This window comes from Nocardioides acrostichi, assembly GCF_015319165.1.
GTDB lineage: Bacteria > Actinomycetota > Actinomycetes > Propionibacteriales > Nocardioidaceae > Nocardioides > Nocardioides acrostichi.
Genome location: NZ_JADIVZ010000001.1, coordinates 552955 through 579544 on the forward strand (window position 1 = coordinate 552955; position 26590 = coordinate 579544).

Sequence of the window (26590 nt, forward strand, 5' to 3'; positions counted from 1 at the left end):
GGTGGTCGCCGGGGGCCGGCGGCGACTGATCGGGTACGCTCGCACGCCGGGCGCGTCGGTGCGCCCCAGACCGGGTGAGCACCGTGCAGGAGGGGTGGACGATGGCCGAGCAGACGACATCCTCGATCACGATCGACGCGACCCCCGCGGAGGTCATGGCCGTCATCGCCGACTTCGAGTCCTACCCGGCCTGGGCCAAGGGTGTCACCCGGGCCGAGGTGGTGGAGGCCGGCTCCGGCGACCGTGCCGAGCAGGTGTTCTTCGCCCTCGACGTCTCGCCCATCAAGGACGAGTACACCTTGGCCTACACGTGGCACGACGACCGCGAGGTCACCTGGACGCTGGTCGACGGCAAGATGCTGCGTGCTCTCGACGGCGCCTACGTGCTGCGTGCGGTCGGCGGCTCCACCGAGGTCACGTACCGTCTCGCCCTCGACGTGTCGATCCCGCTGATCGGCATGCTCAAGCGCAAGGGCGAGAAGATCCTGATCGACACCGCGCTGAAGGGATTGAAGAAGCGCGTCGAGTCGCTGGCCTGAGCGGGGCACCTGCGTTGCGCATCCTCCTCTTCACCGGCAAGGGCGGCGTCGGCAAGTCGACCATCGCGGCCGGTACGGCTGCGCTCGCAGCGGCCGACGGACTCCGCACCCTGGTGCTCTCGACCGATGCGGCGCATTCCCTCGCCGACGCCTTCGCCACCCCGGTGGGCTCCGAGCCCACCGAGGTCGCGCCGCGGCTGTTCGTGCAGCAGGTGGACGCCCAGCTGCGGTTCCAGCAGTCGTGGGCCGACATCCAGCACTATCTGCTCTCGGTGCTCGACGTGGCCGGAGTCGACCCGGTGGCGGCCGAGGAGCTCACCGTCATCCCCGGGGCGGAGGAGGTGCTGGCGCTGCTCGAGCTCCGGTTGCACGTGCTCTCGGGGCACTGGGACGTCGTGGTCGTCGACTGCGCCCCGACCGCCGAGACGCTGCGGCTCTTGGCGCTGCCCGAGGCGCTGGGCTGGTACATGCAGCGCGTGTTCCCCGCCGAGCGCCGCATCGTCAAGGCCCTCAAACCGGTGCTCACCCGTGCGGCGGGTGTGCCGATGCCCGGTGACGACGTGTTCGACGCCGTCGAGCGATTGCACACCGAGCTCGACGAGGTGCACCGCCTGCTGACCGGCCCTGACGCGAGTGTGCGGCTCGTGCTCACGCCCGAGTCGGTCGTGTTGGCCGAGGCACGCCGCAGCTACACCAACCTCTCGCTGTTCGGCTACCGCGTCGACGGAGTCGTGGCGAACCGGATCTTCCCCGACGGCGGAGACGATGCCTGGCGCGCCGGCTGGGTCGAGGCGCAGCGCCGGGTGCTCGACCAGGTGACCGAGTCGTTCGCGGGGCTGCCCGTCTGGCGCTCGGAGTACCGGCCCGTCGAACCGGTCGGCACCGAGCCGCTGCTCGCCCTGGCCACCGAGGTCTACGACGGTGGCGATGCGTTGGCACCGCCGCAGGGCACCGGACCCTTCCGGGTGCGCCGTACCGAGCGAGGCGCGGTGCTGAGCCTGGCTCTGCCCTTCGTCACGAGCGCGGAGGTCGACCTCGCGCGCAACGGCGACGAGCTGGTGCTCACGGTGGGCTCCTACCGCCGCCTGCTCACACTCCCCGCGGGTCTCAACCGGTTCAAGGTCGCCGGCGCGCGGGTCGAGCAGGGGCAACTGCGGGTGCGCTTCTTGGACCCCGACGCCGCAGCCTCTGGACCTCCGCGCGAGAGGGCGGGCCGATGAGCAGCGAGCGACGGCACGACGGTCAGGGTGACCCCGACGACGTCGGCAGCGTCGCCGAAGAGGCCGCGAAGCTGCTCGGTGCGCTCTCGGACTGGGCCGGCGACAGTGCTCGCGAGCAGGTCGCGGGCGCGAGCGCAGGGCTGGGGGCGGCCTGGGCCGAGGGGCTCGCCGACCTCGCCGGCGCCGCCGCCGGTGCTGCCCGCGGGCTCTCCGAGCATGTCGGCCACGTCGGCGAGGGTGTGGCCGAGGGGCTCGCCGAGGGGATCGCGACGGGCTCGCCCGAGTGCCGCTACTGCCCCGTGTGCCGCACGGTGCACGCCGTCCGGCAGCTCAACCCGGAGGTGCGCGACCATCTGCAGACGGCACTTGCCTCGCTCCTCCAGGCCGGTGCTGCGCTGATGGCGGCTCCCGCCGGGGCGCGGCGACACGACGCTGCCGGTGTGGAGCGGATCGACCTCGACGCCGAGGGCGATCCGGCCGACGACCTCGAGCGGGATCTGGGGGAGGATCTGGCCGCGGACTGGGACGGACTCGACGACGACCCCGACGACAGCCCCGACGACAGCCCCGACGACGACCGGAGGAGCAGCAGCCATGAGTGAGCCGGAGGCGGACTCGACCGGGTCCGTACCCGCCGACGCCCTCACGGTCGGGGTCGACATCGGCGGAACCAAGATCCTCGGCGGTGTGGTCGATGCCGACGGCGCGATCCTGGCCGAGCACCGCGTCGAGTCACCGGCCACCGACGAGCGGGCCATCGAGCAGGCCGTGTGCGACCTGGTGCGTCAGCTCACCCGTGACCACGAGGTCGCCGGTGTCGGTGTCGGTGCGGCCGGGTACGTGGACAAGTCCCGCTCGAACGTGATGTTCGCGCCGAACATCGCTTGGCGCGACGTCACGTTGCGCCAGGATCTCGAGTCCGAGCTCGGGCTGCCGGTGGTCATCGAGAACGACGCCAACGTCGCGGCGTGGGGCGAGTTCCGCTTCGGCGCCGGCCACGACGTCGACGACCTCCTGCTCGTCACCGTCGGCACCGGGGTGGGCGGCGGCCTGGTGCTCGACGGCGAGCTCTACCGCGGTGCCTTCGGCGTCGGCGCCGAGATCGGCCACATGCGCGTCGTGCCCGGCGGACAACTGTGCGGTTGCGGCAACTACGGCTGCTTCGAGCAGTACGCGAGCGGGTCGGCGCTGGTGCGCGAGGCCCGCACCGCTGCTCGCGGCGGCTCGCTCCTCGCCCGGCACGTGCTCGATCGGGCCGACGGCGACGCCGAGGCCATCACCGGGCCCCTCATCACCGAGGCGGCACGCGACGGCGACCCGTTCGCCGTCGAGCAACTGGCCACGCTCGGTCGGTGGCTCGGTGAGGGCATCGCCTCGCTCACCGCCGTGCTCGACCCCGCGGTGGCGGTCATCGGGGGTGGGGTGAGCGAGGCCGGCGACCTGCTGCTGGAGCCGGCGCGGCAGGCCTTCCTGGGCCAGCTCACCGGGCGTGGACATCGACCGGCCCTGGAGATCCGCAAGGCACGCCTGGGCAACCGCGCCGGTCTCATCGGCGCGGCCGACCTGGCGCGCCGGTGACCTCCGGCACGCGCTCGGCCGACCGCCCGTCGCTGGTGATGGCGGCTGCCTCGGTCGTGCGACCGGTCGTGATCGGCGTCGATGTCGGCGGCACGAAGGTCATGGCGGCCGAGGTCGCCCCCGACGGTGAGGTACTCCGGGTGGCGCACCGGGCCACGCCCGGACGCCGGGTCGAGGTCGCTCTCGTGGAGCAGGCGCTCACCGAGGCGGTCGAGGAGATCGCCGCCGGACGCCGTGTGGCCGGCGTCGGTCTCGCCGCGGCCGGATTCGTCGACGCTGCGGGGGAGCGGGTCATGTTCGCGCCACACCTCCCGTGGCAAGGGGAGCAGGTACGCGCCAGGCTCACCGAGCGGTGGCGCACCCCCGTCTTCCTCGACAACGACGCCAACTGCGCGGCCCGCGCCGAGACCGCCTACGGCTCGGCCGTGGGCGCCGACGACGCCCTGGTCATCACGCTGGGCACGGGCATCGGGGGCGCCGTCGTGCTCGACGGCGAGCTGCACCGCGGGCGCAACGGCATGGCCGGCGAGTTCGGCCACATGCAGGTCGTGCCCGACGGCCGCGAATGCGAGTGCGGGGGGCACGGGTGCTGGGAGCAGTACTGCTCGGGCAGCGCGCTGGTGCGCCTGGCTCGTGCCCGGTCGACGACAGCGCCCGACGACTGGGGCGGCCCCGCTGTCACCGAGGCGGCCCTCGCCGGGGATCCCGCCGCGCTGGAGGCGTTCGCCGAGATCGGGGACTGGCTCGGCGTGGGCACCGCGAACCTCGTCGCCGCCTTCGACCCCGAGGTCGTGGTCGTCGGAGGGGGCGTCTCCGCGGCCGGGGATCTACTGCTCGCCCCCGCGCGCGCGGCACTCGCCCGCTCGCTGGTCGGTCACGGGCACCGCGTCGTCCCGCCCGTCATCGAGGCCAGCTTCGGCCCCGAGGCGGGGGCAGTGGGAGCCGCCTCCCTGGTGCGCGAGGGCCTGGGCCGGGGTGTGCGTCCTCGGCGCCGCCGTCCGCGTCGCCGTCGCTGACCCGCGAGGGGTCGCGTATTGACCCACGAGGGGTCGCGAATCGTCCCGCGAGGGGTCGCGAATCGTCCCGCGAGGGGTCGCAAATCGTCGTCCGAGGGGTCGACGCCTGGAAAGTCGTGACGGGTCGCGTGAAAACTGGTGGCAGGTCACGTGAAAACTGGTGACGGGTCACGTGAAAACTGGTGACGGGTCACGTGAAAACTGGTGACGGGTCACGTGAAAACTGGTGACGGGTCACGTGAAAACTGGTGACGGGTCGGCGTCAGAGGCGGGAGCCGTCGTCCCAGGGGTCGCGGGGCTCGCGAGACATCTGGGCGACCAGGTAGCCGAAGCCGCCGACGAACCAGGCGATACCGCCGTAGGCGACCCAGGTGGGCACGTGGATGCGCCCGATGAGCAGGACGATGAGCAGGGTGGGGGCGCCGAACACGCCTGCCCAGGCCAGCCCGCGGTCGAACGGGGGTCGCGGCACCGGCGGCGGCTCGGGGGGCACGAAGCGCTCGTCGTCGTCGACCGGCGGCGGGGCGGACGACGGGAGCAGGCCGAGCGGGTCGGCGTCTTGGATGCTCCACGTGGTCGAGGTGGCCGCGGGCTCCGACTGCTCGATGCGATCGTGGAGGTCGTCGGGACCGAGATCGGCGCGCTCGCCGAAGTTCTCCACGATGGCCCGCCAGGCGGCGTCCTGGTCACTCTCGGCACCGGAGTGCGGATCGCGCTCGTTGTCCCGCTCCACGGGACGAGCCTAGGTGGTCGATGGTGGAACGTCAGCCCCTCGGGGCGGTGACCTTCTCGACGAACGCGAGGGTCTGCTCGATGACGACCGGCAGGTCGTGGTCGAGCGTCGCCACGTGGAAGCTGTCGCGCAGGGCCACCCGGGTCACCTCGCCCGTGACTCCTGACGTGATGAGGGGCTCGGAGGAAGCGTCGACGACGTGGTCCTCGTCGGAGCGCAGGTACAGCAGCGGCGCGGTCACTCGCGGCAGATCGGCGACGAGCGGCGGCCACGCCTGCATCATCGAGTGCGCCGCCTTGAGCGGGGTGCGGGTGTAGCCGTGCTCGTCGCCGCCCGACTTGATGTCGTTGGCGATCCCGGGAAACGAGGGCACGAGGTGCTTCAGCACGGGCAGCAGCTTCACGTCCAAGCGCTGGGTGGCCACCGCGGGATTGATGACGACGACCCCGGCCAGCGCGTCGCCGAGGTCGGCGGCCAGCCGCAGCACGAGTGCCCCGCCCATCGACAACCCACCCGCCACGACGACGTCGCAACGGTCCGCCAGCCGGGTGTGCGCCGTCCGGATCTCGCCGTACCAGTCGGCCCACGTGGTGGTGTTGAGATCCTGCCACGAGGTGCCGTGGCCGGGCAGCCGTGGCACCTCGACGGCGTAGCCGTGCTCGGCGAGCGCCTCGCCCAGGGGCTTCATCGAGGCGGGCTGGCCGGTGAACCCGTGACTCAGCAGGACGCCGACCCGTCGGCCGCCGGTCTTCTCCGGCACCGCGTCGGTGGCGACGGGAGAGGCGAGCGGGTGGACCGGGGGCGGGGTGTGGGCCATGGCGGCATCCTGCCGCACCGGGCCGTGTGGAGTGAGACGGTGCCCGCGAGGTTGGACTAGGCTCCTGCCGGGCAGGTCTCGGACGAGGCCATCCACGGGGGAGAAAGGGGAGTGCTGGGGTGTTCTACTGGTTCCTCAAGTGGATCGCGCTGGGTCCGCTGCTGCGCGTCGTCTTCCGGCCCCAGGCGAGCGGAATCGAGCACGTGCCGGCCGAAGGCCCCGCCATCTTGGCGAGCAACCACCTCTCCTACGCCGACTGGCTGTTCATGCCGCTGACGCTGCCGCGCCGGGTCACGTTCGTGGCCAAGGCGGAGTACTTCACGGGTCCGGGGCTGAAGGGCTGGCTCCAGAAGACGTTCTTCTCCGGAGCCGGCCAGGTGCCGATCGACCGGGGCGGCGCCGACGCGGCGGCGGGTGCGCTGCTGTCGGCCAAGCGGGTGCTCGGCGAGGGCGACCTGTTCGGCATCTACCCCGAAGGCACCCGCTCCCACGACGGCAAGCTCTACCGCGGCAAGACCGGTGTGGCGCGGCTGGCCCTCGAGACCGGGGTGCCGGTGATCCCCGTCGCGGTCGTCGGCACCGACGTCGTGGCTCCGCCGGGCAAGACGTTCGGCTCGTTCACCCGGCCGGTGGTGCGCTTCGGTGAGCCCCTCGACTTCTCCCGCTACGAGGGTCTCGCGAACGACCGCTACATCCTGCGCTCGGTCACCGACGAGATCATGTACGCGATCATGACGCTGTCGGGTCAGGAGTACGTCGACGTGTACGCCTCCCGCGCGAAGGAGCTGTCGAAGGAGAAGGACGCCGCCGCGAAGGACGCACAGAAGGCGCAGGGCGGCTCCGACGTGCCCGACCAACGGGCTTCTTGATCCTCGCCCTCGGCATGCGCCACCAGCCCCTGCCGGCCGTCCGAGCCGTCGAGGACCGGCTCTTCCGCGCGCTCGCGGTGCTGCGCCTGGTGGTGCTGCTCAACGCCGTGCTGCTCAACGCCTACCGGGCCGGCAACTTCCAGCACCCGACGGCGGGTGCCGTCACGATCACGGCGATGTGTGCGTGGTCCCTGCTGGTGACCTGGATCTACTCCGACGCCTCTCGCCGTACCCTGCCCGTGCTGGTGGTCGACCTCGCGCTCGCGGTGGTCTCGATCGCGGTCTCGCCGCTGCTGAAGGGAGAGGGGTTCAACGCCACCGTCCCGGGCTTTTGGGTGATGGCAGCGCTGCTCGCGTGGGCCGCCCGGCTGCGTTGGCAGGGCGGTCTCGTCGCTGGTGTGCTGCTCGCCGCGACCGATCTGGCCAGTCGTGACCACGTCACGCAGAACAACGTGGGCAACGTCTTCTTGCTGGTCATCGGCGGGCCGATCGTCGGGTACCTCGCCGCCTCGCTCCAGGACATGGCCGTGGAGAGGGACGCCGCGCAGCACGCGGCGGCGGCCGCCGCCGAGCGTGCTCGCCTGGCCCGGGCCGTCCACGACGGGGTGTTGCAGGTGCTGGCGCTCGTGCAGCGGCGCGGCGCCGAGCTGGGCGGGTCGGGCGCCGAGTTGGGGCAGCTGGCCGGTGAGCAGGAGGTCGCCCTGCGTGGCCTGATCCGAGCCCAGGACTCCGTGGTCGACGAGCCGACGGCTCCGGCCGAGCGCGATCTGGCGGCTGCCCTGGCGCCCTTCGACGGGCGGGCGCGGACGACGGTCGTGCTGCCGGGCGGGCAGGTGCCGCTGCCGTCGGCGGTCGTCGACGAGGTGGTGGGCGCGGTCGGCGCCTGCCTCGACAACGTGGCTCGGCACGCCGGTGAGGCAGCCTCGGCCTGGGTGCTGGTCGAGGCCCTGCCCGAGCGCATCGTGATCTCGGTGCGCGACGACGGTCCGGGCATCCCCGACGGACGCCTCGATGCGGCACACGCGCAGGGGCGGCTGGGTGTGTCCGGCTCGATCCGAGGACGGCTGTCCGACCTCGGCGGCGAGGCACGCCTCTCCACGGGGCCGTGGGGCACCGAGTGGGAGCTGGCGGTGCCGCGAGAGGCCACCACGTGACGATCCACGACACCCACCCCTTCGCCGACTCCGACCCCGACCCGGCGCGCCGGTTCCGCGCCCGTGTCGGCGGCGCCGTCTGTCTCTGGACGTCGGGCGAGGGGCGGAACCGAGCGGGCCTCACCGTCACCTCGCTCATGATCGCGCTGGGAGAGCCGGCTCAGGTGCTGGCGCTGCTCGATCCGGACTCCGACCTCACCGACGCGCTGCGCGAGACCGGCCGCGCCGTCGTCTCACCGCTGGCGTGGACCGACCGAGACCTCGCGGAGGCCTTCGCGGGCACCGCGCCCGCACCCGGTGGCCCGTTCCGGGTCGCTGCGTTCACCGACACCGAGTGGGGGCCCAGGCTGGCTCCGGCCGCCACCTGGGCCGGCGTCGAGCTGGTCGAGGAGCGCGAGGTCGGGTGGTCTGCCCTGGTCGCGTGTCGCTTGGTCGAAGTCGAGGTCGGCGACGACCCGTCCTCCGGCGTGCTCGGTCACCGGCGCGGCCGGTTCGTCCGATGGGCCGAGCCGTCGGGCGGGTGAGACCACGACCCGGGACCACGACCGCGTTGATCTAGGGTCGAGGCGTGAACGAGCCGGCGCTGCGGGTGATGGTGGTCGACGACCACCCCATGTGGCGCGACGCGGTCGAGCGCGACCTCATCGATGCCGGCTTCGACGTGGTGGGGGTGGCCTCGACCGGCGACCAGGCGATCGCGCGGTTCCCGGCGGCCCGGCCGCAGGTGGTGGTGCTCGACCTCCAGATCCCGGGGCCGTCCGGCGTCGAGGTGACCGAGACGGTGCTGCGTCACGATCCCGCGGCGCGCGTGCTGATCCTCTCGGCCTCCGGTGAGCAGGACGACGTGCTCGCGGCGGTGAAGGCGGGCGCCACCGGCTACCTGGTGAAGTCGGCCTCGAAGGCTGAGCTGATCGACGCCGTGCGCCGTACCGCCGCCGGCGACACCGTCTTCACCCCCGGTCTGGCCGGGTTGGTGTTGGGGGAGTTCCGGCGCATCGCCGACCCGCGGAAGGCCGACGACGACCCGCTCGAGCCGCAGCTGACCGAGCGCGAGACCGAGGTGCTCAAGATGGTGGCCACGGGCATGTCGTACAAGCAGATCGCCGAGCGACTCGTGCTCTCGCACCGCACCGTGCAGAACCACGTGCAGAACACCTTGCGCAAACTCCAGCTGCACAACCGCGTCGAACTGACCCGCTGGGCCATCGACCAGGGGCTCGACCGGGAGCAGGACGCCGAGTGAGCGACGACGCCGCGGCGTTGCTCGAGCTGGCCGAGCCGCTCTACGCCTTGCCGCTGGCCGACTTCACTCCCGCCCGTGACGCGAGCGTCAAGGAGCACAAGGGCACGCCCCTCGCCACCGCCCTCAAAGCACTGCGCAAGCCCTCGAACCCGGCGTGGGTGGTGAACCTGCTGGTGCGTCACGAGACCGAGCAGGTCGAGCAGGTGCTGGCCGTGGGCGCCGCGCTGCGCGAGGCCCAGGACAGCATGTCCGCCGACGACCTGCGCTCGCTCACCAAGCAGCGGCGCCAGCTCACCGCGGCCGTCACGACCACGGCTCGTGGCCTCGCGCGAGAGCACGGGCTCAAGGTCACCCAGGCCGTGGCCGACCAGGTGGAGGCCACGCTCACCGCCGCCATGCTGGACGCCGACTGTGCCGCCGCCGTGCGCAGTGGCCTGCTGGTGACAGCGCTGCGCTCGACAGGGGTCGATGCGGTCGACGTCCACGCCGCCGTAGCGCTGCCGGAGGCCCTCGGGTTCGCCGCCAGCGCGGCCGCCGCCGAGGCGCCTCGCCCCGAGCTGCGCCTCGTGCCCGATCCGGACGCCGACGCGAAGGCGCGCCGTGCCGCCGAGCGGGCCTTGGCCGAGGCGGCCGACGAGCTGGAGCAGGCGCAGGCGGCCCACGACGAGGCCCAGGCCGAGGTCTCCGAGCTCGAGGCGCGCGCCCTGCAGCTCCAGGGCGAGATCGACGAGGTCAGACGACGCCTCGCCGAGCACGAGTCCGACGCCGAGGAGGTCGACGACGCCCTGGAGGACGCCGAGCAGTCGCGCGACGAGGCCGATGCCGCGCTGAGCGAGGCACGACGGGTGCACGCCGACGCCGAGGCTGCGCTCAGGCGGATCGCGGCGCGGTGAGGATCGGCAGCCTCAGTCCGAGGAAGGTCGCGGGGTCGGTGGTGCCGAGCTCGCGACCGCTCGGCACGATCTCGGGCAGGGCGTCGAGCGGCACCCCGGCGGCGGCGCAGTGCTCCGAGGACCAGGTGCCGTCGTCGAGCAGCCCCGTCGCCATCGCCTGCGGCAGGTCCGTGACATGCTCGAGACCGCGGGTCATGCGGGCGATCAGGTAGGAGTCGACCGTGCCGAGCGCATAGGTGCCGTCGAGCACGAGATCCCAGGTGCGCGGCTCGCGCTCGCTCACCGACCGAGGGCTCGCGGCGCAGGAGGTCGGCGACCCGAGGGTGTCGCGGTCCCAGAGCATCCACGCGAGGTCGGCAGCGAGGGTGGCGACGGTCGCGTCGGCCGTGCCGGCCCGCTCGACGGCACCCAGCACGGCCTGCCAGAGGTCGGCCGGAGAGCAACCGACGAGCGCGCCCCCGGGCAGATCCTCCGTGGCCGAACGGCTCCCCCGGGCAGTGACGGCATGGAACCCGACCTCGATCTCGAGCCGGCTCACGGGGCGTCGGCGCGCACGATGTCGAGGATGCGCCGATCGATCCACGACTGGTCGCTCGCCACGCGCATCTCGTAGTTCTCGGTGCCGACCCAGGCGGCGATGTCGCGGTGCCCACGAGCCGTGACGTACGCCGTCAGCTCCGCCTCGAGCTCGGGCGTCACCGGCACCTTCTCCTCCTCGGTCGAGGCGGTGAGGTAGAGATCGTTGAGGTCGAGCAGGCGGCGCAACTCGTCGACGGGTGCAGCGTGGTCGTCGACGCGCAGGTCGACCTCGAGGTCGTCGTGGCCGCCGTATCCGGCTCCCTCCCGGACGACGAGCAGCGCGGCCGACTGGCGGCCGCGGCGGTCGCCTCCCGCGGCGTCCCCGGCGGCGAGGGCGGCCAGCAGCCGTTCGCCCAGGGGAGCGTCGGCGGGGGAGTCGAGGAACGCCTGCTCCATCGCCAGCACGACCTCCTCGCCGGCGAGGATGTTGCCCTGGATCGCGTACCCCTCGCCGGTCCGGCCGCCCGCCCAGTCGAGGCAGGCGGAGCCGGTGTGCGAGGCGGCGTGGCCCTCGACGTCGACGATGCCGACCTGACGGTGGTCGCGGCCGTCGTCCTCCTCCAGCAGCCGCTGGAGCGCGACCTCGGCGGTGGCGCCGTCGTCGAGGTGGGCGAGCGCGAGCCCCTTGTAGGCGACGTTGGCCTCGGCCTGAGTGGCGATGGCGCCGACCTGGGCGACCGCCGCGGGTACGGCGCTGCCCACGGCCAGGAACTTGGAGGCCACGGCCACGCCCCACGAGGCGGTCTCGGGGTCGGGGCCGGCGGATCGGGCGACGATCGAGAAGGTCATGACACGACCCTAGGGCTTGGTTGCGGGGGACTAGGGTCGTGACCATGCGCGTCGGAGTCCTGACAGGAGGCGGGGACTGCCCCGGCCTCAACGCCGTCATCCGTGCCGTCGTCCGCCGAGGGATGCACGATCACGGCTTCGAGTTCCTCGGCTACCGCGATGGGTGGCGTGGTCCGCTCGAGGGCGTCACGATGCCGTTGGACGTGGAGACCTGCCGTGGCATCCTGCCGCGCGGCGGCACGATCCTCGGCTCCTCGCGCACCAATCCGTTCTCGGTCGAGCGCGGCGTCGAACGGATCAAACAGACCCTGGCAGACGACGGCGTCGACGCCCTCGTCGCGATCGGTGGCGAGGACACCCTGGGCGTCGCGACCAAGCTGGCCGAGCTCGGCGTCGACGTCGTCGGCGTGCCGAAGACGATCGACAACGACCTCTCCGGCACCGACTTCACCTTCGGCTTCGACACGGCCGTCAACATCGCCACCGAGGCGATCGACCGACTGCACACCACCGCCGAGTCGCACCATCGGGTACTGGTGGTCGAGGTCATGGGCCGGCACGCGGGTTGGATCGCCCTGCACGCGGGCATGGCGGGAGGGGCGAGCGCCATCCTCATCCCCGAGCAGCCGTTCGACATCGAGCGCGTGTGTGCGTTCGTGGAGACCCGGTTCGAGTCGGAGTACGCCCCGATCATCGTCGTCTCCGAGGGTGCTGTGCCGGTCGAGGGCGGTGAGATGACGCTGACGTCGGGGGAGAAGGACGCCTTCGGCCACGTGCGACTCGGCGGCATCGGGGACCGGCTGGCCTCCGAGATCGAGGAGCGCACCGGCAAGGAGGCCCGCGCCGTGGTGCTCGGGCACATCCAGCGCGGTGGAACCCCCACCGCGTTCGACCGCTGGCTCGCGACCCGCTTCGGACTGCACGCCGCCGACGCGGTCGCCGACGGCGAGTTCGGCACCATGATGGCGCTGCGTGGCACCGACATCGTGCGGGTGCCGCTCGCCGAGGGCACCGGCGAGCTGAAGACCGTCAGCCCCGAGGAGTACGCCGAGGCGCAGGTGTTCTTCGGCTGAGTCCGGGGCGGGCGGGTACCGCGGGCGGACTACGACCTCGCTGCGCCCCGAACGTAGACTCGTGCGGTGAGCATCCCGACCCTGGAGAGCCTGCGCGAACTCGGCCCCCAACAGCAGCCGACCTACCCCGACAAGGGTGCGGTGACGAGCACGGTGGCCCGTCTGGAGGCGTTGCCGCCGCTGGTGTTCGCGAGCGAGTGCGACGACCTGCGCGAGAAGCTGGCGGCCGTCACGCGGGGTGAGGCGTTCCTGCTCCAGGGCGGTGACTGCGCCGAGACGCTCTCGGGGGTCACGGCCGAGAACACGCGCAACAAGGTCCGCGTGATGCTCCAGATGGCGGTGGTGCTCACCTACGCCGCCTCCGTGCCGGTGGTGAAGCTGGGCCGGCTGGCCGGGCAGTACGCCAAGCCGCGCTCCTCCGACACCGAGACCCGCACGGTCGACGGCGAGAAGGTCACGCTGCCGGCCTACCGTGGCGACGCCGTCAACGGTTTCGAGTTCACCGAGGCCGCCCGGGTGCCCGACCCGCAGCGTCTGGTCGACGTCTACCACGCCTCGGCCGCCACCTTGCAGCTCGTGCGGGCGCTGGTCAGTGGCGGGTACGCCGACCTGCGGCAGGTGCACACGTGGAACACCGACTTCGTCAAGGGCTCGCCGGTCGGGCAGCGCTACGAGGTGCTCGCCGGCGAGATCGAGCGGGCGCTGCAGTTCATGAAGGCCATCGGTGCCGACCCCGACGAGTTCCACAAGGTCGACTTCCACCTCAGCCACGAGGCGCTCATCCTCGAGTACGAGCACGCGCTGGCCCGCCTCGACTCCCGCACCGACCGCGCCTACGGCCTCTCCGGGCATTTCTTGTGGATCGGTGAGCGCACCCGTCAGCTCGCAGGTGCGCACGTCGAACTGCTCAGCCGCCTGCGCAACCCCATCGGCGTCAAGCTCGGCCCCACGACCAGCCCGGACGACGCCCTCGCGCTCGCCGCGAAGCTGAACCCGGCCAACGAGCCGGGCCGCCTCACGTTCATCACCCGCTTCGGCGCCGGCAAGATCCGGGACGGTCTGCCGCACATCGTCGAGAAGGTCACCGCCGAGGGGGTGCAGGCCGCGTGGGTCTGCGACCCCATGCACGGCAACACCTTCGAGGCCTCCTCGGGCTACAAGACCCGCAAGTTCGAGGACGTGCTCGAGGAGGTGCAGGGCTTCTTCGACGTGCACCGGCGCATCGGCACCTGGCCCGGAGGCCTGCACGTCGAGCTCACCGGCGACGACGTCACCGAGTGCGTCGGCGGCGGCGAGGAGCTCACCGACCTCGACCTCGCCGACCGTTACGAGTCCGTGTGCGACCCGCGCCTGAACCGCGTGCAGTCGCTGGAACTGGCGTTCCTCGTCGCCGAGATGCTGCGTCAGGCATGAGCGACGGCATCGCTCCCGTCGACCTTCGCTCCGACACCCTCACCCGCCCCACCGAGGCGATGCGCGCCGCGATGGCGGGCGCCGAGGTCGGCGACGACGTGTACGGCGAGGATCCCACCGTCCGGCTCCTCGAGGAGCGGGTCGCCGGGCTGCTCGGCCACGAGGCCGCGTTGTTCACGCCGACCGGCTCGATGGCCAACGTGCTCGCCGTCGCCGCGCTCGTCGCTCCCGGGCAGGAGGTGCTGTGCGAGGCCAGCGCCCACATCGCCCGCGCCGAGCTCGGCGCCCACGGCGCGGTCATGGGCGTCACCATGCGCACCTGGATCCACGAGCGCGGCGGCGTCGACCTGCCCGTGCTCGAGCGACTGATCGCCCCCGACATGGGGCCCTTCTTCGTGCGCACCGCCGCGATCTCGCTCGAGAACACCCACAACTTCGCCGGCGGCACCGTGTTGCCGCTCGCCACCATGCGCGACGTCCGCGAGCTGGCCACCGGCCGCGGCGTCGCCGTCCACCTCGACGGCGCGCGGCTGTGGAACGCCCACGTCGCCACCGGCACCCCACTGCACGAGTACGGCGCGTGCGCAGACACGATCGGCATCTGCCTCTCCAAGGGCCTCGGTGCGCCGGTGGGCTCACTGGTGGTGGGCAGCGCCGACGTGATCGAGGAGGCGCGGGTGCGCCGCAAGCGGCTCGGAGGCGGCATGCGCCAGATCGGCATCCTGGCCGCAGCCGGGTTGCACGCGATCGACCACCACGTCGAGCGGCTCGCCGACGACCACGAGCACGCCCGCCTGCTCGCCGAGGCGATGGGCACCGACCCCGCGTCGGTCGACACCAACATCGTCGTCGCCCACCACGCCGACGCCCCCGGCTACGTCGCCCGCGCACGCGAGGCGGGTGTGCTCGTCAGCGCCGTCGGCCCGACCGCCGTCCGAGCCGTCACCCATCTCGACGTCACGCGCGCGGACGCCGAGCGCGCGGCGCGGGTGCTCACCGCCTGCTGAGTCCGGGCCCAGGGGTGCGCGCTACTCGGAGTAGCCCAGCAACGAGACGTCGCTGATCGCGGTGTCGTCGCGGGCGGACCGGCCACCACCGGGGGAGGAGACCGACTCCAGCTTCAGCCGGACGGTGCTGGTGGTCACCGCGCCGACATCGAGGCTCTGCACCTGCCGCGAACGTTTGAACACCTGCGTGACGCGCTCGCCACCGTCGAAGATCCACACGACCCGCTTGATCCGGCGGGTGCCGGAGTAGAGATCGAAGCGGCGTCCGGAGCCGTCGACGGAGGTCTTCGCATAGCCGTTGACCAAGCCCACGCTGGTCAGCGTCACGGGCTGGGCGAACCGGAAGGTGAGCACGAGCCCGGTGCCGTCGCCCGCGGTGCGCCAGCACGTGGCCGGGTTGCCGTCGAGCATGTTGGCGGCGTCGTAGGTGGTGCGCTGCCCGGTGGCGAGGTCGGTGCTGTCGGGGGACTGCTCGGGCGCGGACGCCGAGGCCGTGCCGTCCAACGACCCGGGGTCGCCGCTGAAGGTCGGCGCTGCATCCTCGGGGCTGGCCGGAGGCGTGGACGCCGGCGCACTGGTCGTCGGCACCTGGCTGGAGACCGCGGACGAGGTGGGTGTGGTGAGTGCCGTCCCCTCGTCCGACCCGCGCTCGCGGGTGACCACGAACACGAGCACCGCCACGAGCAGCAGCGCCATCAGGCCAGCGAGGATGCCCGCCAGCCAGGCGGGCGTGCGACGTCGCTCGGGGGCGCCGGCCCGGGAGGCGGTGGCCGTCGCGACCTCGGACGATGTGACGGGGGTCAGCGATGCGGTGGGGAACTCAGTGTGCTCGGCGCCTCGAGGCAGGCCGCAGTTGATGCAGAACCGCCCGGTGCCGTCCCCCGTGTCGGGGACGGCACCGCAGCGCGGGCAACTGGTGGTCACCGGCGGCTCAGGCGATGTGCGCCCGGGTCGAGGCGTCGACACGGCCCACCGCCGGGGGCAGCTGACGCACCGCTTGGGCGAGCTCGCGCAGCTCGGTGCCGAGCAGGGCCTGCGGACCGTCGCACAGCGCGGCTTCGGGTCGCGGGTGCACGTCGACGATGACGCCGTCGGCGCCCACCGCGATCGCGGCCCGGGAGAGCGGTACCACGAGATCCTTGCGGCCCGCCGCGTGCGAGGGGTCGACGATGATCGGCAGGTGGCTGGTGGCCTGCACCACCGGCACCGCGGAGATGTCGAGGGTGTTGCGCGTCGCCGGCTCGAAGGTGCGGATGCCGCGCTCGCAGAGCACGACGTCGAGGTTGCCACGCTGGGCGATGTACTCCGCTGCCATCAGCCACTCCTCGATGGTGGCGGTCATGCCACGCTTGAGCAGCACCGGCTTGCCGGACTCGCCGGCCGCCTGGAGCAGCCCGAAGTTGGCCATGTTGCGGGTGCCGATCTGGAGCATGTCGGCGTGTTCGGCCACGACGGGCACGTCGCGGGCGTCGACGACCTCGGTGACGATCGGCAGCCCCGTCGCCTCGCGCACGTCTGTGAGGATCTCCAGCCCCTTCACGCCCAGCCCCTGGAAGGCGTACGGCGAGGTGCGCGGCTTGTACGCCCCACCCCGCAGCAGCGTGGCGCCGGCCGATTGCGCCATCTGCGCGGCCTCGAGGGTCTGCTGCGGCGTCTCGACGGCGCACGGCCCGGCGATGAACGTGAACGTGTCGGGGCCGATCGGCACCCGGCGTGCGGCGTCGCCGACCCACACGGTCGACCGCTCGGGGTGGTGCTGCCGGCTGACCAGCTTGTAGGGGTCGGAGATACGGTGCACGTCGGCGACCCCGCGCAGCGTGCGCAGGTTCAGGTGGTGGAAGGACTCGATGTCTCCGACCAGGCCGATGATGGTGCGCACGACCCCCTTGGACACGAACGCCTCCCCACCGACCCCTTCGACGCGGGCGACGACGGCGGCGACGTCCTCGTCGGTGGCTTCGGGCGACATGACGACGACCATGGTTGTTCCTCTTCTCGGTGCAGGCCCCCGCACACGGCCCCGGACATGAAGAACGCCCCGGGCGCGTGGCCGGGGCGTCGGATGTGCGGTGGACCTATGAGCAGTCCGCCCGCACGGGCGAACCCGGCAGGTGGAGAAACTCATAGAAGGTGGTCACGCCCCGACCATACCCCGACTGCGCGGGGAGCGGGATCGGCGTCTCACGACGGGGGCTCAGACGAGGTACAGCACGATGGTGCTGCCCGGGGCAGCCATGTCGCCGCCGCCGGGGCTCTGGCGCAGCACGTAGCCGAGCCCGACGTACACCTCGGAGTTCTCGATCTCGACGTTGAAGCCGGCGGCCTTCAGGGTCTGCGTGGCGGCGTCGACGCCCTGACGCACGACGGAGGGCACCTCGACGAGCTCTGGCCCCTTGGACGGCGTCAGGGTCACGGTGTCGCCGGCGAACAGCGTGCCGCCGGGGGGATCCTGGGAGACCACACGGCCCTCAGGCACGCTGTCGCTGAACACGGCGTCGTTCACGGTGACCGTCAGCCCCTTGCGCTCGAGCACGGCCTGAGCGCGCTCGAGCGGCTTGCCGACCCATGCCCCGACGTTGATCGGCTTGGGGCCCTTGCTGACGACCAGATCGACGGCGCTGTCGGGGCGCAGCTTCTGGCCGGGCTTGGGATCGGTGTGCAGCACGCGGCCTTCGGGCATGTCGGCGTCGTAGCGCCCGGGGGTGTCGCCGACGGCGAGGTTGTTCTGCTCCAGCGCGGCCGTGGCCTCGTCGACCGTCATGCCCTTGACCTTCGGCACGGGGTACTTCTCGACGCCCCGTGACATCACGAGGTGCACCTCGGCGCCCGAGAGCACGCGCTCGCCGGCGCCCGGAGAGCTGGTCACCACGTGGTTGCGCTTGACCGTGTCGCTGTAGGCCGGGTCGTCGAAGGTCACCGTGTAGCCGGCCGCCTCGAGTTCCTTGACCGCCGAGGCACGGGTCTGGTCGAGCACGCTCGGCAGCGTGTCGTAGCGGGCCCACCCGTACCACCATGCGCCCAGGCCGATCCCAGCCGCGAGCAGGACGGCGAGCACGGCGGCCAGCGGTCCGCGCCAACGCCGCCGACCGGAGGGGCGGGGCGAGGTACCCGGAGGGGGAGTGGCCGCGGCGGCCGCTGCCCGGGGCCTGGTCGGCGCTGCCGGCGGCACCTGCCGGACGCGGCTCGTGGGTTCGCCGGGGCCGATCAGCGCGGCGGCCTCGTCGGTGTCCCAGATCTCGGGTGCGGTGTCGACCCGCTCCACGGGGCCGGTGTCGAGCCGGTCGGCGGCGGGTGTGGTGGTGGCCATGGCGGCCACTGCCGACACGAAGGGCGTGAGATCGGCGGTCAGCTCCTCGTCGTCGACGCCCTCGGTCAGCGCCTGGGCGACGCGGTGCATCTGGTGCAGCAGCACACCGGCGTCCGCGGGTCGCTGGGAGCGGTCGCGGGCCGTGGCCCGGGCGACCAGCGCGTCGACGTACGGCGGCAGACCGGAGACCCGCTCGGACGGCGCGGGGACGTCCTCGTGCACGTGCTTGTAGGCGACTTGGATGGGCGATTCGCCCTCGTGGGGCTTGGCTCCGGTGAGGAGCTCGTAGAGCAGAACCCCCACGGCGTAGACGTCGTTGCGTGCGTCGCAGAGCCCCTCGGCGACGAGCTCGGGGGCGAGGTAGGACACCGTGCCGATGACGATGCCGCCGGTGGCCGTGTGCTGCGTGTCGGTCGAGACCGCCTTGGCCAGGCCGAAGTCGGCGACCTTGATGCGCCCGTCGTCGGCCACCAGCACGTTCTCGGGCTTGACGTCGCGGTGCACGAGGCCGGCGCGGTGAGCGGAGGCGAGCGCGGAGACCACCGGGTCGAGCAGCGCCAACGCCCGAGCGGGCGACATCGGCGCCTCCTTGGTCACGGTGTCGCGCAGCGTGTGGCCGTGCACCAGCTCCATGGCCAGGAAGACGGTGCCGTCGTCCTCGCCCTGGTCGTAGACGGCCACGACGTTCGGGTGGGAGAGCCGTGCCGCCGCGCGGGCCTCGCGCACGAAGCGGGCGGCGAACTCCTCGTCGTCGCCGAGGCCGACGTGCATGATCTTGATCGCGACGGTGCGCTGGAGACGCAGGTCGTGGGCCTCGTAGACCGAAGCCATGCCGCCGCGGGCGATGCGCGGGCCGATGCGGTAGCGACCGTCGAGGATGCGCCCGGTCTGCGGATCGCTACGGGGCGCCCGGGTCGAGGGGTCGGCGGAACGGCCGGTCGTGCCCCCGCGCGCACGGTGCGCGCTCTGGGGGGCAGGCCGGCCGTCGTACGGCTGCCGGTCTGTCACCGCGACCCTCCTGCTGACCGGGCGGGGAAGTGCCCGGGGCACCCATGGTACGGGCGCTCGGGCGCGGCAGTCCGGTGTGCGGGCGCTCCGGCGTGGCGTGGTGGGTGCGACGATGGCCCCATGAGTGACATCCCGCTGGCCGACCACGATCTCGCGGCTCTGGTGCCCGAGTGGATCGACTGGGCCGAGACCGCGCGCCAGCTCGGCGTCACGGTGGCCAAGGTGCGCACGATGATCCGCGAGCACCAACTGGCCGCCGCCGTCCCCAGTCCGGGTGCAGGCCAGCAGGTGCCGGCCGGCTTCGTCGTGGACGGCGAGCCGGTCAAGGGGCTGCCCGGCCTGCTCACCGTGCTGCACGACGCGGGCTTCGACGATCGCGAGTGCATCGCCTGGATCCACCTCGACGCCGACCTGCCCGGCCGCCCCATCGACGCGCTGCGCGAGAACCGCGGCTCGGAGGTCAAGCGGCGCGCCCAGGCGCTCGGCTTCTAGGCCGCACCGCAGCCATGGTCTACCGGGTCTCGCGGGACGACGCCCGCCGTCCGCGCGGGGGACCGACCGGCGCGCTCGCGCTGTTGCTGGTCCTCGCCGTCGTGCTGGGCGTGTGGTTCTTCGCCGGTCGTGAACCCGGCTCGCCCACGGGCGCCCTCGTGCAGTCGGAGCCGCTGACCGCCGGAACCCTCGACGGCCTGCCGCGCCTCGACGTCAGCGCCCTACCCGACGATGCGCGCGACCTGTTCGGGCTGGTGCGCTCCCAGCGGCCCCAGGCTCCTGCGGGCGCTCCGTTCGTGCCCACCGACGACGACGTCGCGGCAGGTTTCCCGCAGCGGTACTCGGACGACGGCACCGTCTATGTCGTGACGGGTGAGGGCCGGCTCGTGGCGGCCCTCGATGGCCAGTGGTTCTGGCTGCCCGTCGGCTCGCCGACCTGGTACCACCTCGACGGCTTCTGACGGGCCGGCGATGGGCTGGCTCAGAGGGTGCGCTGGGTCGCCTGGATGGCCAGGTCGCGGAGCACGCTGACGGCCGGAGCCTCGAGGGCGGCGTGGTCGAGAGCGCTCAGGGCGCGGTCGGTCAACTCGCCGATGACGGCCTCCACCTGCTCACGGGCGCCGGAGCCGGCGATGATCTCGCGCAAGCGATCCACCTGCTGGTCGTCGAGCGGCTGACCGAGAGAGGAGTCCAGCAGCGCCGCCTCGTCCGAGGGCGCCCCGTCGAGCGCGAGGGCCACGAGCACCGTGCGCTTGCCCTCGAGCAGGTCGTCGCCGGCCGGCTTGCCCGTCACCTCGGGGTCGCCGAAGACCCCCAACAGGTCGTCGCGTAGCTGGAACGCCTCGCCCAGCGGCAGGCCGAAGCCGCTCAGCGCGCGCATCGTGGCGTCGTCCGCGCCGGCCAGCGCGGCACCGATGTGCAGCGGGCGCTCGATGGAGTACTTGGCCGACTTGTAGCGCAGCACGGTCATCGCCGCGTCGACGTCGGCTGCCCCGCGTGCCTGCACCGACACGTCGAGGAACTGGCCGGCGATCACCTCGCTGCGGCAGTGGTCGAGCACGTCGAGCGCGGGCGCGACGCGAGCCATCGGCAGCCCGCAGCGGCGCAGCAGCTCATCGCTCCACGACAGCAGCAGGTCACCCAGCAGGATCGCTGCGGCGGCGCCGTACTGCCGCGGATCACCTCGCCACCGGTCGCCGCGGTGCTCTCCCTCGAACCTGCGGTGCGTGGCGGGCTGGCCGCGCCGGGTGTCGGAGCCGTCCATCAGGTCGTCGTGCACCAGCGCGCTCGCGTGGAGCAGCTCCAGCGACGCGCAGGCCCGCAGCAACGCCGCCTCGTCGTCCGCGCCGGCGGCGGGGGAGACCGCCTGGTGCCCCCACCAGCAGAACGCGGCCCGCAACCGCTTGCCGCCCGCCACCGTGCGACGGGCCTGGTCGAGCAGGCGCCTTGCGTCGGGGCCGAGCGGGGCCAGTCGCTCCGCGTGCTCGTCGAGTGCGGCGTCGAGGGCACCTTGCACGCCCGTGCGGAAGTCGGAGGCGTCCCAGGTCACGGCCACGAGCGTAGAGGCAGCGTGTGCACACCTAGACTCGCGGTCATGACCATCGGACGCGGACGATCCATGCGCGAGCTGATCGCGTCGGGGGAGCGCAGCTTCTCCTTCGAGTTCCTGCCGCCCAAGACCGACGCGGGCGAGGAACAGCTGTGGTCGGCGGTCCAGGCTCTGGAGCCCTTCGCGCCCACGTTCGTCTCCGTCACCTACGGGGCCGGCGGCTCCAGCCGCGACACCACGGTGCGCATCACGAGCAGGATCGCGCGCGAGACCTCCCTGACGCCGGTGGCACACCTGACCTGCGTCGGCCACACGCGCGCTGAGCTCGACGGCATCCTCGATGAGTATGCCGCTGCCGGGGTGCGCCACCTGATGCTCCTTCGTGGTGACCCGCCGGAGGGTCCGCGGGCGGAGTGGACGCCCACGCCCGGCGGGCCCGAGTACGCCCTCGAGCTCGTCGAGATGGCCGCGGCGCGGGGCGACTTCCGCATCGGTGTCGCCGCGTTCCCGGAGAGGCACCCGCGCTCGCCGTCCCTGGACCACGACGCCGACGTGCTGGCCGCGAAGGCGCGGGCGGGTGCCGAGTTCGCCGTCACGCAGATGTTCTTCCGCGCCGACGACTACGTCTCGCTCGTCGAGCGGGTCCGCGAGCGCGGTGTCGAGATGCCGATCCTGCCCGGCATCATGCCGATCCTGAACCTCGATGCCATCCGCCGTCAGGGCGAGCTCATCGGCACCGACGTACCCCCTGAGATCGTCGCCCGCATCGGTGCCCACGAGGGCGACCCGGTCTCCATGCGTGCCGAGGGCATCGCCTTGGCCGCCGAGTTGTGCACCGAACTGCTCGACCGCGGCGCACCGGGCCTGCACTTCTACACGCTCAACCGGTCGAAGGCCACGCTGGAGATCTTCGAGAAGCTCTCCGTCACTCCGTGACGCGAGGCTTCGGTCCGGGTGTCCGCTTGGGCCCGTCCCGCTAGGAATACATCGGGCGTCGACACGCACCTCCGTGACGTACCGCCGCTCCCTCAGGGCACTGCGGACACCGCGCGAGCGGTCACGGAACAAGCCCCAGGGACACGTGACCGCTGATGTCGTCTTGTCCGAGCGTCCAGCTTCCGTGATCGTGATGAGCGATCAGGCCAGTCAGATCCTTGCCGTCGCGGCTGCGGGTCCAGACCGCCTGCCCGACCGCAGCAGTGGGCGTCCGTCGCGCTGGCGGTTCTGCGTAGCCGCCACCGCGATGAACAGACGCTTCCACTTCGTGTTGCGCGCCTCGCTCGCATCCTCGCTGACCTTCAGCACCGCGATGAGGTTGGTGATCTGGTGCCCGCGCACGGCTTCCCCCAGCGCGCGACAGAGCATCTCGACGGTCGAAGCGTCAAATGACGGAGGCGAATCTGGGCCGGCCACCCGCTGATTATCGCGGTTGCCCGGAGAAGCAGTCCGGCGCTCACCGGACATCGCCGCACTGGTGACAAGCCCGTTCTGGTCACGCGCCGCGAGCCGATCGTCTTGCGGTGGTGGCGCCTGACGTGCCTACGGACAGGTTCGAGACCTATGCGACCTTGCCGCCATACCGCTGCCTAGCGGCCTCGCCGCTCGTTCCGACGAAGGCGCCAATTACTGACCAGGACATCCCAGCCTCGCGGGCGTGCCGGATGGCCTCGAGGACGTGGCGTTCGGCGTCGGACCGCTCCTGCACCGCCCCACGCAGTGCCGCGACCGCGTCGGGGTCCATCTCCTGGTCGGGATCGGGCTCGTAGTTCTCGAAGCGCGCCGCGAGCTCGTCGGCGTGCTTGAGGATGTCATCGACAGAACGGGGCATGGTCATCACCTGAGGAACTTCTTGCGGGCGAGCATTGCGTGGACGATCACGACTGCTTCGACGCCCTCGACGTAACCGACTTCTAGGATGATCGCTGCCTGGTTCGGGCCGATCATCATGGTGAAACCCTCGCCCAGATCCCAGACACGGAATGGGTTCCGATAGGCGTGCAGGATCTCCTCCTCGCCGAGGCCGTGCTTGAGCGCGGACTGGGCGATGATCGGATCAGCCGACACTTCTCCAAGATAACTTGCTGCTGCTCCGCTCGCTACTGCTCACGTCCCAGTTGCCGATCGGCTCGCAGAACCGCACGGATCGCGGCATGAGCGTGCGTTGTCTGGAGCGACTAAACCGCTGGATTCCGGGCGACGTCGTATGGATCCCATTCGAGTTTCCAGAAGGCTTCTAGCCTCTTCTCCGCGATGTACTCCCGCTCGATCGCGTAGGTCGGGTTGAACCGCCCCGGCATGTCCGGAGACTCCATCTGTTGGGAAGGTTGGAGTCATGCCAGGTTCGTCGACGAGGTACCCGGTCGAGCTGCGTGAGCGGGCGGTCCGGATGGTCAGCGAGATCCGGGCCGATCACGACTCGGAGTGGGCGGCGATGAGCCAGGTCGCGCAGCTGCTCGGGGTCGGCACGCCAGAGACGGTGCGGAAGTGGTGCCGCCAGGCCGAGGTTGATGCCGGCCAGCGGCCTGGGGTGACGACCGAGGAGTCGGCCGAGCTGAAGCGGTTGAAGCGGGAGAATGCCGAGCTGAAGCGTGCCAACGCGATCCTCAAATCCGCGTCGGTTTTCTTCGCAGCCGAACTCGACCGGCCCCACTTCCAACAGCGTTGATCGTGGCCTGCATCGACGAGCACGTCGGTGGCCGCGACGGCGATGCCGACAATCCGGGTCTGCGTTGGGGTGTCGAGTCGATTTGTGCTGCGCTCACTGAGCTCGGCGCGAAGATCGCCCCTGCGGCCTACTACGAGCACCGGGCCCGCAAGCCCAGTCCCCGCGAGCTGCGGGACGAGGAGCTGAAGCCGATGATCGCTGCCGCGCACGCCTCGAACTACGGCGTCTACGGTGCCTGGAAGATCTGGTTGACGCTGAACCGGGAACGCCCGGCCGGCGCGCCACCGATCGTGCGGTGCACCGTGGAGCGGCTCATAGGCGAGCTGGGCCTGGCCGGGGCGGTGCGTGGGAAGGTCAAGCGGACCACGATCAGCGACCCGCGCATCGCCAAGCCGCTGGACCTGGTGGACCGGAAACTTCGCGCCGCTTGCCCCGGACCGGCTCTGGGTGGCCGACTTCACCTACGTCTCGACGTGGTCGGGCTGGTGCTACACCGCGTTCGTCATCGATGCCTACGCCCGGCGGATCCTGGGCTGGTCGACTGCGACCACGATGACCAGCCAGTTCGTCGTCGACGCGGTCGGGCAGGCGATCTGGACCCGGCAGCGCGAGGGCAAGGGCCTGATCGGGCTGATCGCGCACCACGACCACGGCGTGCAGTACCTGTCCGTGGCCTACTCCGAGCACCTCGCGACCGCGGGGATCAAGCCCTCGACCGGTGCCGTGGGCTCCTCCTATGACAACGCCCTGGCCGAGTCAGTGATCGGGCTCTACAAGACCGAGCTGATCAAGCCCCGGCGGCCGTGGAAGGGCCTCGACGACCTCGAGATCGCCACCGCCGAGTGGGTCGACTGGTTCAACCACCGTCGTCCGTTCGAGTACTGCGACGACCTCCCGCCCGTCGAGGTCGAGCACGCTCACTACGCTCACCACCAGGACCCAGCACCCGCTGGATCCTCAAACTAGAAAGTCTCCGGACACGCCGGGGCGGTTCAGCTTGTAGGTGAGCTTCTTCCAAGTGTGGTTGACGTCATCCACGCTGAAGTAGATGGTGTTGGTGAGCGTGTGGCCGCCGTCGTTGCACGTCCAAGTGCCGGAGTTGGCCGAAGCCGACGCCGCAGGAAGCGCGATTGCGAGTGCCGCTGACAGGGCAGGAACTGCCAGCAGCGAGACGAGCTTCTTGTTCATGTGGTTCCTCTTTCTGTTGATTCCCAGTCGTCTGGGAAACCAGTGGGTCTGTCAGCCGGCGGACAGGAAGGCGGTCACCGGGCGAGACACGACGCGCTGGGCTCTGGTCGAGAGCCGGTCAGCGGATGCCCGTGGCGTAGGCGACCGGGATGGCGATGGCTGCGAATCTGGCCGTGCGGCCCAGGAGGCACAGGCCGGCGAACGTGCGGCGAGGTTGACCTGATGCGCCGGCTGCGACGCTGACCAGGGCGAGAGGCGGGAGCCCGAGGCCGGCGGAGGCGAGCATCAGGGGCAGCGCTGTGCGGCGGTGTACGAGGGCGGAGCGGATGCGGATCGCCCATCGGCTCTCGGCGAGCGCTGCGACCTTCGAGCCAGTGTGGAAGCGGGTGGAGCCTCGGCGAGCGGCTTCGAAGAGCAGGAGCTTGCCGACCGTCTGCCCGGCGGCGAGCGCGATGACGACCGGGACCAGGACCCAGGCGCGGGTGCTGGCGCAGACTACTGCGTAGGCCTCGGCGTTGACGATAGGGAGGAGCGCGGAGCCGAGACCGTACCCGACTCCGGCGAGGATGCCGAGGGCCCAGCTCATCGCCCGGCACCGTCGATGAGCCGCAGCACGCGGACGAGCGACCAGATCTTGATGCCGACCAGGACCAGGGTGAGGCCCAGTGCGGACCAGATCGCTCCGAGGAGCGCGAGGATGATGACTCCGGCTGTGTTCAGGGCCTTCGCGGGCGGCGACCAGTTCAGTTTGTACACGCGACGGTCGACCTGCGCGAAGTAGTTCGGACTGATGACGTCGAAGCAGAGGAACGACAGCGACAGCATCGTGTCGAGCACCATGAAGGAGACGAAGAACGGCACCGCGACCGGCGCGAGCCCCGGCAGGTGGGCGAGCAGGCCGATGCACAGGATCGAGGTGCAGGCCCGGTCGCTGATGATGTCGAAGACGGCGCCCAGGCGGCTCTCCTCGCCGAGGCGACGGGCAGCGAACCCGTCGAGGATGTCTCCGACCCAGTAGATGGCATAGGCGGCTGCCAGGAGCCCGGGCCGGTCGGCGCTGATCGCGACACCCGCGACGACCACGGCCGCGATCGTCCGCACCAGGGTGATGGCGTTTGCGACCGTGCCGACCGCTCCCACCGCGGCACCCGCGGCGATCACCGACGTCTGCGCGCCGGCGACACCCCCGGCCGTGGGGGTTCGGATGGCGGTGGCCGGATGGTCGGCCGGGGTGACGAGCTCGCTGATCGACATGACCCGTACATTCGCCGCGAACCCCGCCGGGAAGAACCGACCCAGATCCGAACTCGGGACCGTCTCCGGTCCCCTGCGGGGAGGGCGCCTGGTACCCAGGTACCAGATCGGAGCGCCAAGACGTCTCAGGTCACCGCCGGGACAGCCATGTCGGGCACACTGCGGAGGTGACGACGAGGTGGTGGCCGGGTGCGCTGCGGCCCG

The 26590-nt window shown here is 71.7% G+C and carries 30 protein-coding genes and 1 pseudogene; 17 read left to right on the forward strand and 14 right to left on the reverse strand.

All coding sequences use genetic code 11. From position 1 onward, the window contains the following. Positions 1-101: 101 nt before the first annotated feature. Genes ISG29_RS02625 through ISG29_RS02645 form a run of 5 tightly spaced genes read left to right on the forward strand, consistent with a single transcriptional unit; the run spans position 102 to position 4353 of the window. Positions 102-539: an SRPBCC family protein gene (locus ISG29_RS02625; RefSeq protein WP_194501780.1), complete on the forward strand. Its 438-nt coding sequence runs from the start codon at positions 102-104 to the stop codon at positions 537-539. A gap of 14 nt (positions 540-553) precedes the next feature. After that, entirely contained in the window at positions 554-1759 is a 1206-nt protein-coding gene (locus tag ISG29_RS02630) for an ArsA family ATPase (protein ID WP_194501781.1), read from the forward strand. Continuing rightward, on the forward strand, positions 1756-2361 hold the full coding sequence (locus ISG29_RS02635) for a hypothetical protein (protein WP_194501782.1): 606 nt from the start codon (positions 1756-1758) through the stop codon (positions 2359-2361). Before ISG29_RS02630 ends, ISG29_RS02635 begins: the two co-directional genes overlap by 4 nt. Further along, entirely contained in the window at positions 2354-3337 is a 984-nt protein-coding gene (locus ISG29_RS02640; protein ID WP_194501783.1) for an ROK family glucokinase, read from the forward strand. The genes ISG29_RS02635 and ISG29_RS02640 overlap by 8 nt, the downstream gene beginning before the upstream one ends. 38 nt (positions 3338-3375) lie before the next feature. Next, on the forward strand, positions 3376-4353 hold the full coding sequence (locus tag ISG29_RS02645; protein WP_194502242.1) for an ROK family protein: 978 nt from the start codon (positions 3376-3378) through the stop codon (positions 4351-4353). Between the two features lie 262 nt (positions 4354-4615). Here the strand turns inward: ISG29_RS02645 and ISG29_RS02650 are convergent, their stop codons facing one another. Then, positions 4616-5086: a hypothetical protein gene (locus tag ISG29_RS02650; RefSeq protein ID WP_194501784.1), complete on the reverse strand. Its 471-nt coding sequence runs from the start codon at positions 5084-5086 to the stop codon at positions 4616-4618. 31 nt (positions 5087-5117) lie between these two features. Beyond that, on the reverse strand, positions 5118-5903 hold the full coding sequence (locus ISG29_RS02655) for an alpha/beta hydrolase (RefSeq protein WP_194501785.1): 786 nt from the start codon (positions 5901-5903) through the stop codon (positions 5118-5120). A gap of 119 nt (positions 5904-6022) precedes the next feature. On the opposite strand from ISG29_RS02655, the gene ISG29_RS02660 reads away from it, so the two are divergent. The 5 genes from ISG29_RS02660 (at position 6023) to ISG29_RS02680 (ending at position 10062) form a co-directional block, all read left to right on the forward strand. After that, on the forward strand, positions 6023-6772 hold the full coding sequence (locus ISG29_RS02660; RefSeq protein ID WP_194501786.1) for a lysophospholipid acyltransferase family protein: 750 nt from the start codon (positions 6023-6025) through the stop codon (positions 6770-6772). Positions 6773-6786: 14 nt separating this feature from the next. Further along, complete coding sequence (macS, locus tag ISG29_RS02665) at positions 6787-7926, forward strand: MacS family sensor histidine kinase (protein WP_194501787.1); 1140 nt, start codon at positions 6787-6789, stop codon at positions 7924-7926. Beyond that, on the forward strand, positions 7923-8450 hold the full coding sequence (locus ISG29_RS02670; protein ID WP_194501788.1) for a flavin reductase family protein: 528 nt from the start codon (positions 7923-7925) through the stop codon (positions 8448-8450). The genes macS and ISG29_RS02670 overlap by 4 nt, the downstream gene beginning before the upstream one ends. Before the next feature lie 68 nt (positions 8451-8518). Beyond that, the gene (locus tag ISG29_RS02675) at positions 8519-9169 is read left to right on the forward strand and encodes a response regulator transcription factor (protein ID WP_194502243.1); all 651 of its coding nucleotides are present in this window, start codon (positions 8519-8521) and stop codon (positions 9167-9169) included. Next, the gene (locus ISG29_RS02680; protein WP_194501789.1) at positions 9166-10062 is read left to right on the forward strand and encodes a hypothetical protein; all 897 of its coding nucleotides are present in this window, start codon (positions 9166-9168) and stop codon (positions 10060-10062) included. Before ISG29_RS02675 ends, ISG29_RS02680 begins: the two co-directional genes overlap by 4 nt. Here the strand turns inward: ISG29_RS02680 and ISG29_RS21235 are convergent. Together ISG29_RS21235 and ISG29_RS02690 are read right to left on the reverse strand one after the other, a co-directional pair. Continuing rightward, on the reverse strand, positions 10040-10600 hold the full coding sequence (locus ISG29_RS21235; protein WP_328827683.1) for an FGGY family carbohydrate kinase: 561 nt from the start codon (positions 10598-10600) through the stop codon (positions 10040-10042). The genes ISG29_RS02680 and ISG29_RS21235 overlap by 23 nt on opposite strands. After that, a complete protein-coding gene (locus ISG29_RS02690; protein ID WP_194501790.1) occupies positions 10597-11430 on the reverse strand; it encodes a DUF1028 domain-containing protein in 834 nt (277 codons plus the stop codon). Before ISG29_RS02690 ends, ISG29_RS21235 begins: the two co-directional genes overlap by 4 nt. A gap of 44 nt (positions 11431-11474) precedes the next feature. Here ISG29_RS02690 and ISG29_RS02695 point away from each other — a divergent pair, with 44 nt between their 5' ends. The 3 genes from ISG29_RS02695 (at position 11475) to ISG29_RS02705 (ending at position 14923) form a co-directional block, all read left to right on the forward strand. After that, the gene (locus ISG29_RS02695) at positions 11475-12503 is read left to right on the forward strand and encodes a 6-phosphofructokinase (protein ID WP_194501791.1); all 1029 of its coding nucleotides are present in this window, start codon (positions 11475-11477) and stop codon (positions 12501-12503) included. Between the two features lie 66 nt (positions 12504-12569). Beyond that, positions 12570-13916 carry a class II 3-deoxy-7-phosphoheptulonate synthase gene (locus ISG29_RS02700; RefSeq protein WP_194501792.1) on the forward strand — a complete coding sequence of 449 codons (1347 nt, stop codon included), beginning with the start codon at positions 12570-12572 and terminating at the stop codon, positions 13914-13916. Beyond that, positions 13913-14923, forward strand: coding sequence for a threonine aldolase family protein (locus ISG29_RS02705; RefSeq protein ID WP_194501793.1), 1011 nt, complete (start codon positions 13913-13915; stop codon positions 14921-14923). Before ISG29_RS02700 ends, ISG29_RS02705 begins: the two co-directional genes overlap by 4 nt. Before the next feature lie 21 nt (positions 14924-14944). On the opposite strand, the gene ISG29_RS02710 is transcribed toward ISG29_RS02705, so the two are convergent. From ISG29_RS02710 to pknB, 3 genes are all read right to left on the reverse strand, one after another. After that, a complete protein-coding gene (locus ISG29_RS02710; protein ID WP_194501794.1) occupies positions 14945-15847 on the reverse strand; it encodes a zinc ribbon domain-containing protein in 903 nt (300 codons plus the stop codon). Positions 15848-15854: 7 nt separating this feature from the next. Then, entirely contained in the window at positions 15855-16892 is a 1038-nt protein-coding gene (aroF, locus tag ISG29_RS02715; protein ID WP_235958419.1) for a 3-deoxy-7-phosphoheptulonate synthase, read from the reverse strand. A gap of 225 nt (positions 16893-17117) precedes the next feature. Further along, positions 17118-19238 (reverse strand): Stk1 family PASTA domain-containing Ser/Thr kinase, encoded by a 2121-nt coding sequence (pknB, locus tag ISG29_RS02720; protein ID WP_328827690.1) that lies wholly within the window; start codon positions 19236-19238, stop codon positions 17118-17120. Positions 19239-19358: 120 nt separating this feature from the next. Here pknB and ISG29_RS02725 point away from each other — a divergent pair, with 120 nt between their 5' ends. Next, a complete protein-coding gene (locus ISG29_RS02725) occupies positions 19359-19730 on the forward strand; it encodes an Rv2175c family DNA-binding protein (protein WP_194501796.1) in 372 nt (123 codons plus the stop codon). Between the two features lie 14 nt (positions 19731-19744). After that, entirely contained in the window at positions 19745-20191 is a 447-nt protein-coding gene (locus ISG29_RS02730) for a hypothetical protein (protein WP_194501797.1), read from the forward strand. A 20-nt stretch (positions 20192-20211) separates the two neighbouring features. Here the strand turns inward: ISG29_RS02730 and ISG29_RS02735 are convergent, their stop codons facing one another. Then, positions 20212-21285 (reverse strand): polyprenyl synthetase family protein, encoded by a 1074-nt coding sequence (locus tag ISG29_RS02735; RefSeq protein WP_194501798.1) that lies wholly within the window; start codon positions 21283-21285, stop codon positions 20212-20214. 39 nt (positions 21286-21324) lie between these two features. Between ISG29_RS02735 and metF the strand changes: the two genes are divergently transcribed. Beyond that, complete coding sequence (metF, locus tag ISG29_RS02740) at positions 21325-22215, forward strand: methylenetetrahydrofolate reductase [NAD(P)H] (RefSeq protein WP_194501799.1); 891 nt, start codon at positions 21325-21327, stop codon at positions 22213-22215. Between the two features lie 210 nt (positions 22216-22425). Here metF and ISG29_RS02745 read toward each other — a convergent pair whose 3' ends face one another. From ISG29_RS02745 to ISG29_RS02755, 3 genes are all read right to left on the reverse strand, one after another. Continuing rightward, the gene (locus tag ISG29_RS02745; protein WP_194502295.1) at positions 22426-22743 is read right to left on the reverse strand and encodes a hypothetical protein; all 318 of its coding nucleotides are present in this window, start codon (positions 22741-22743) and stop codon (positions 22426-22428) included. A 94-nt stretch (positions 22744-22837) separates the two neighbouring features. Continuing rightward, on the reverse strand, positions 22838-23107 hold the full coding sequence (locus tag ISG29_RS02750) for a hypothetical protein (protein ID WP_235958420.1): 270 nt from the start codon (positions 23105-23107) through the stop codon (positions 22838-22840). A 5-nt stretch (positions 23108-23112) separates the two neighbouring features. Then, the gene (locus ISG29_RS02755; RefSeq protein WP_194501801.1) at positions 23113-23343 is read right to left on the reverse strand and encodes a hypothetical protein; all 231 of its coding nucleotides are present in this window, start codon (positions 23341-23343) and stop codon (positions 23113-23115) included. Between the two features lie 268 nt (positions 23344-23611). On the opposite strand from ISG29_RS02755, the pseudogene ISG29_RS02760 reads away from it, so the two are divergent. Then, a pseudogene (locus ISG29_RS02760) lies at positions 23612-24910 on the forward strand (IS3 family transposase). Here ISG29_RS02760 and ISG29_RS02765 read toward each other — a convergent pair. From ISG29_RS02765 to ISG29_RS02775, 3 genes are all read right to left on the reverse strand, one after another. Further along, the gene (locus ISG29_RS02765) at positions 24902-25132 is read right to left on the reverse strand and encodes a hypothetical protein (RefSeq protein WP_194501802.1); all 231 of its coding nucleotides are present in this window, start codon (positions 25130-25132) and stop codon (positions 24902-24904) included. The pseudogene ISG29_RS02760 and the gene ISG29_RS02765 overlap by 9 nt on opposite strands. Positions 25133-25250: 118 nt before the next feature. Beyond that, the gene (locus tag ISG29_RS02770; protein WP_194501803.1) at positions 25251-25718 is read right to left on the reverse strand and encodes a hypothetical protein; all 468 of its coding nucleotides are present in this window, start codon (positions 25716-25718) and stop codon (positions 25251-25253) included. Then, positions 25715-26386: a CDP-alcohol phosphatidyltransferase family protein gene (locus ISG29_RS02775; RefSeq protein WP_194501804.1), complete on the reverse strand. Its 672-nt coding sequence runs from the start codon at positions 26384-26386 to the stop codon at positions 25715-25717. Before ISG29_RS02775 ends, ISG29_RS02770 begins: the two co-directional genes overlap by 4 nt. Positions 26387-26590 lie beyond the last annotated feature (204 nt).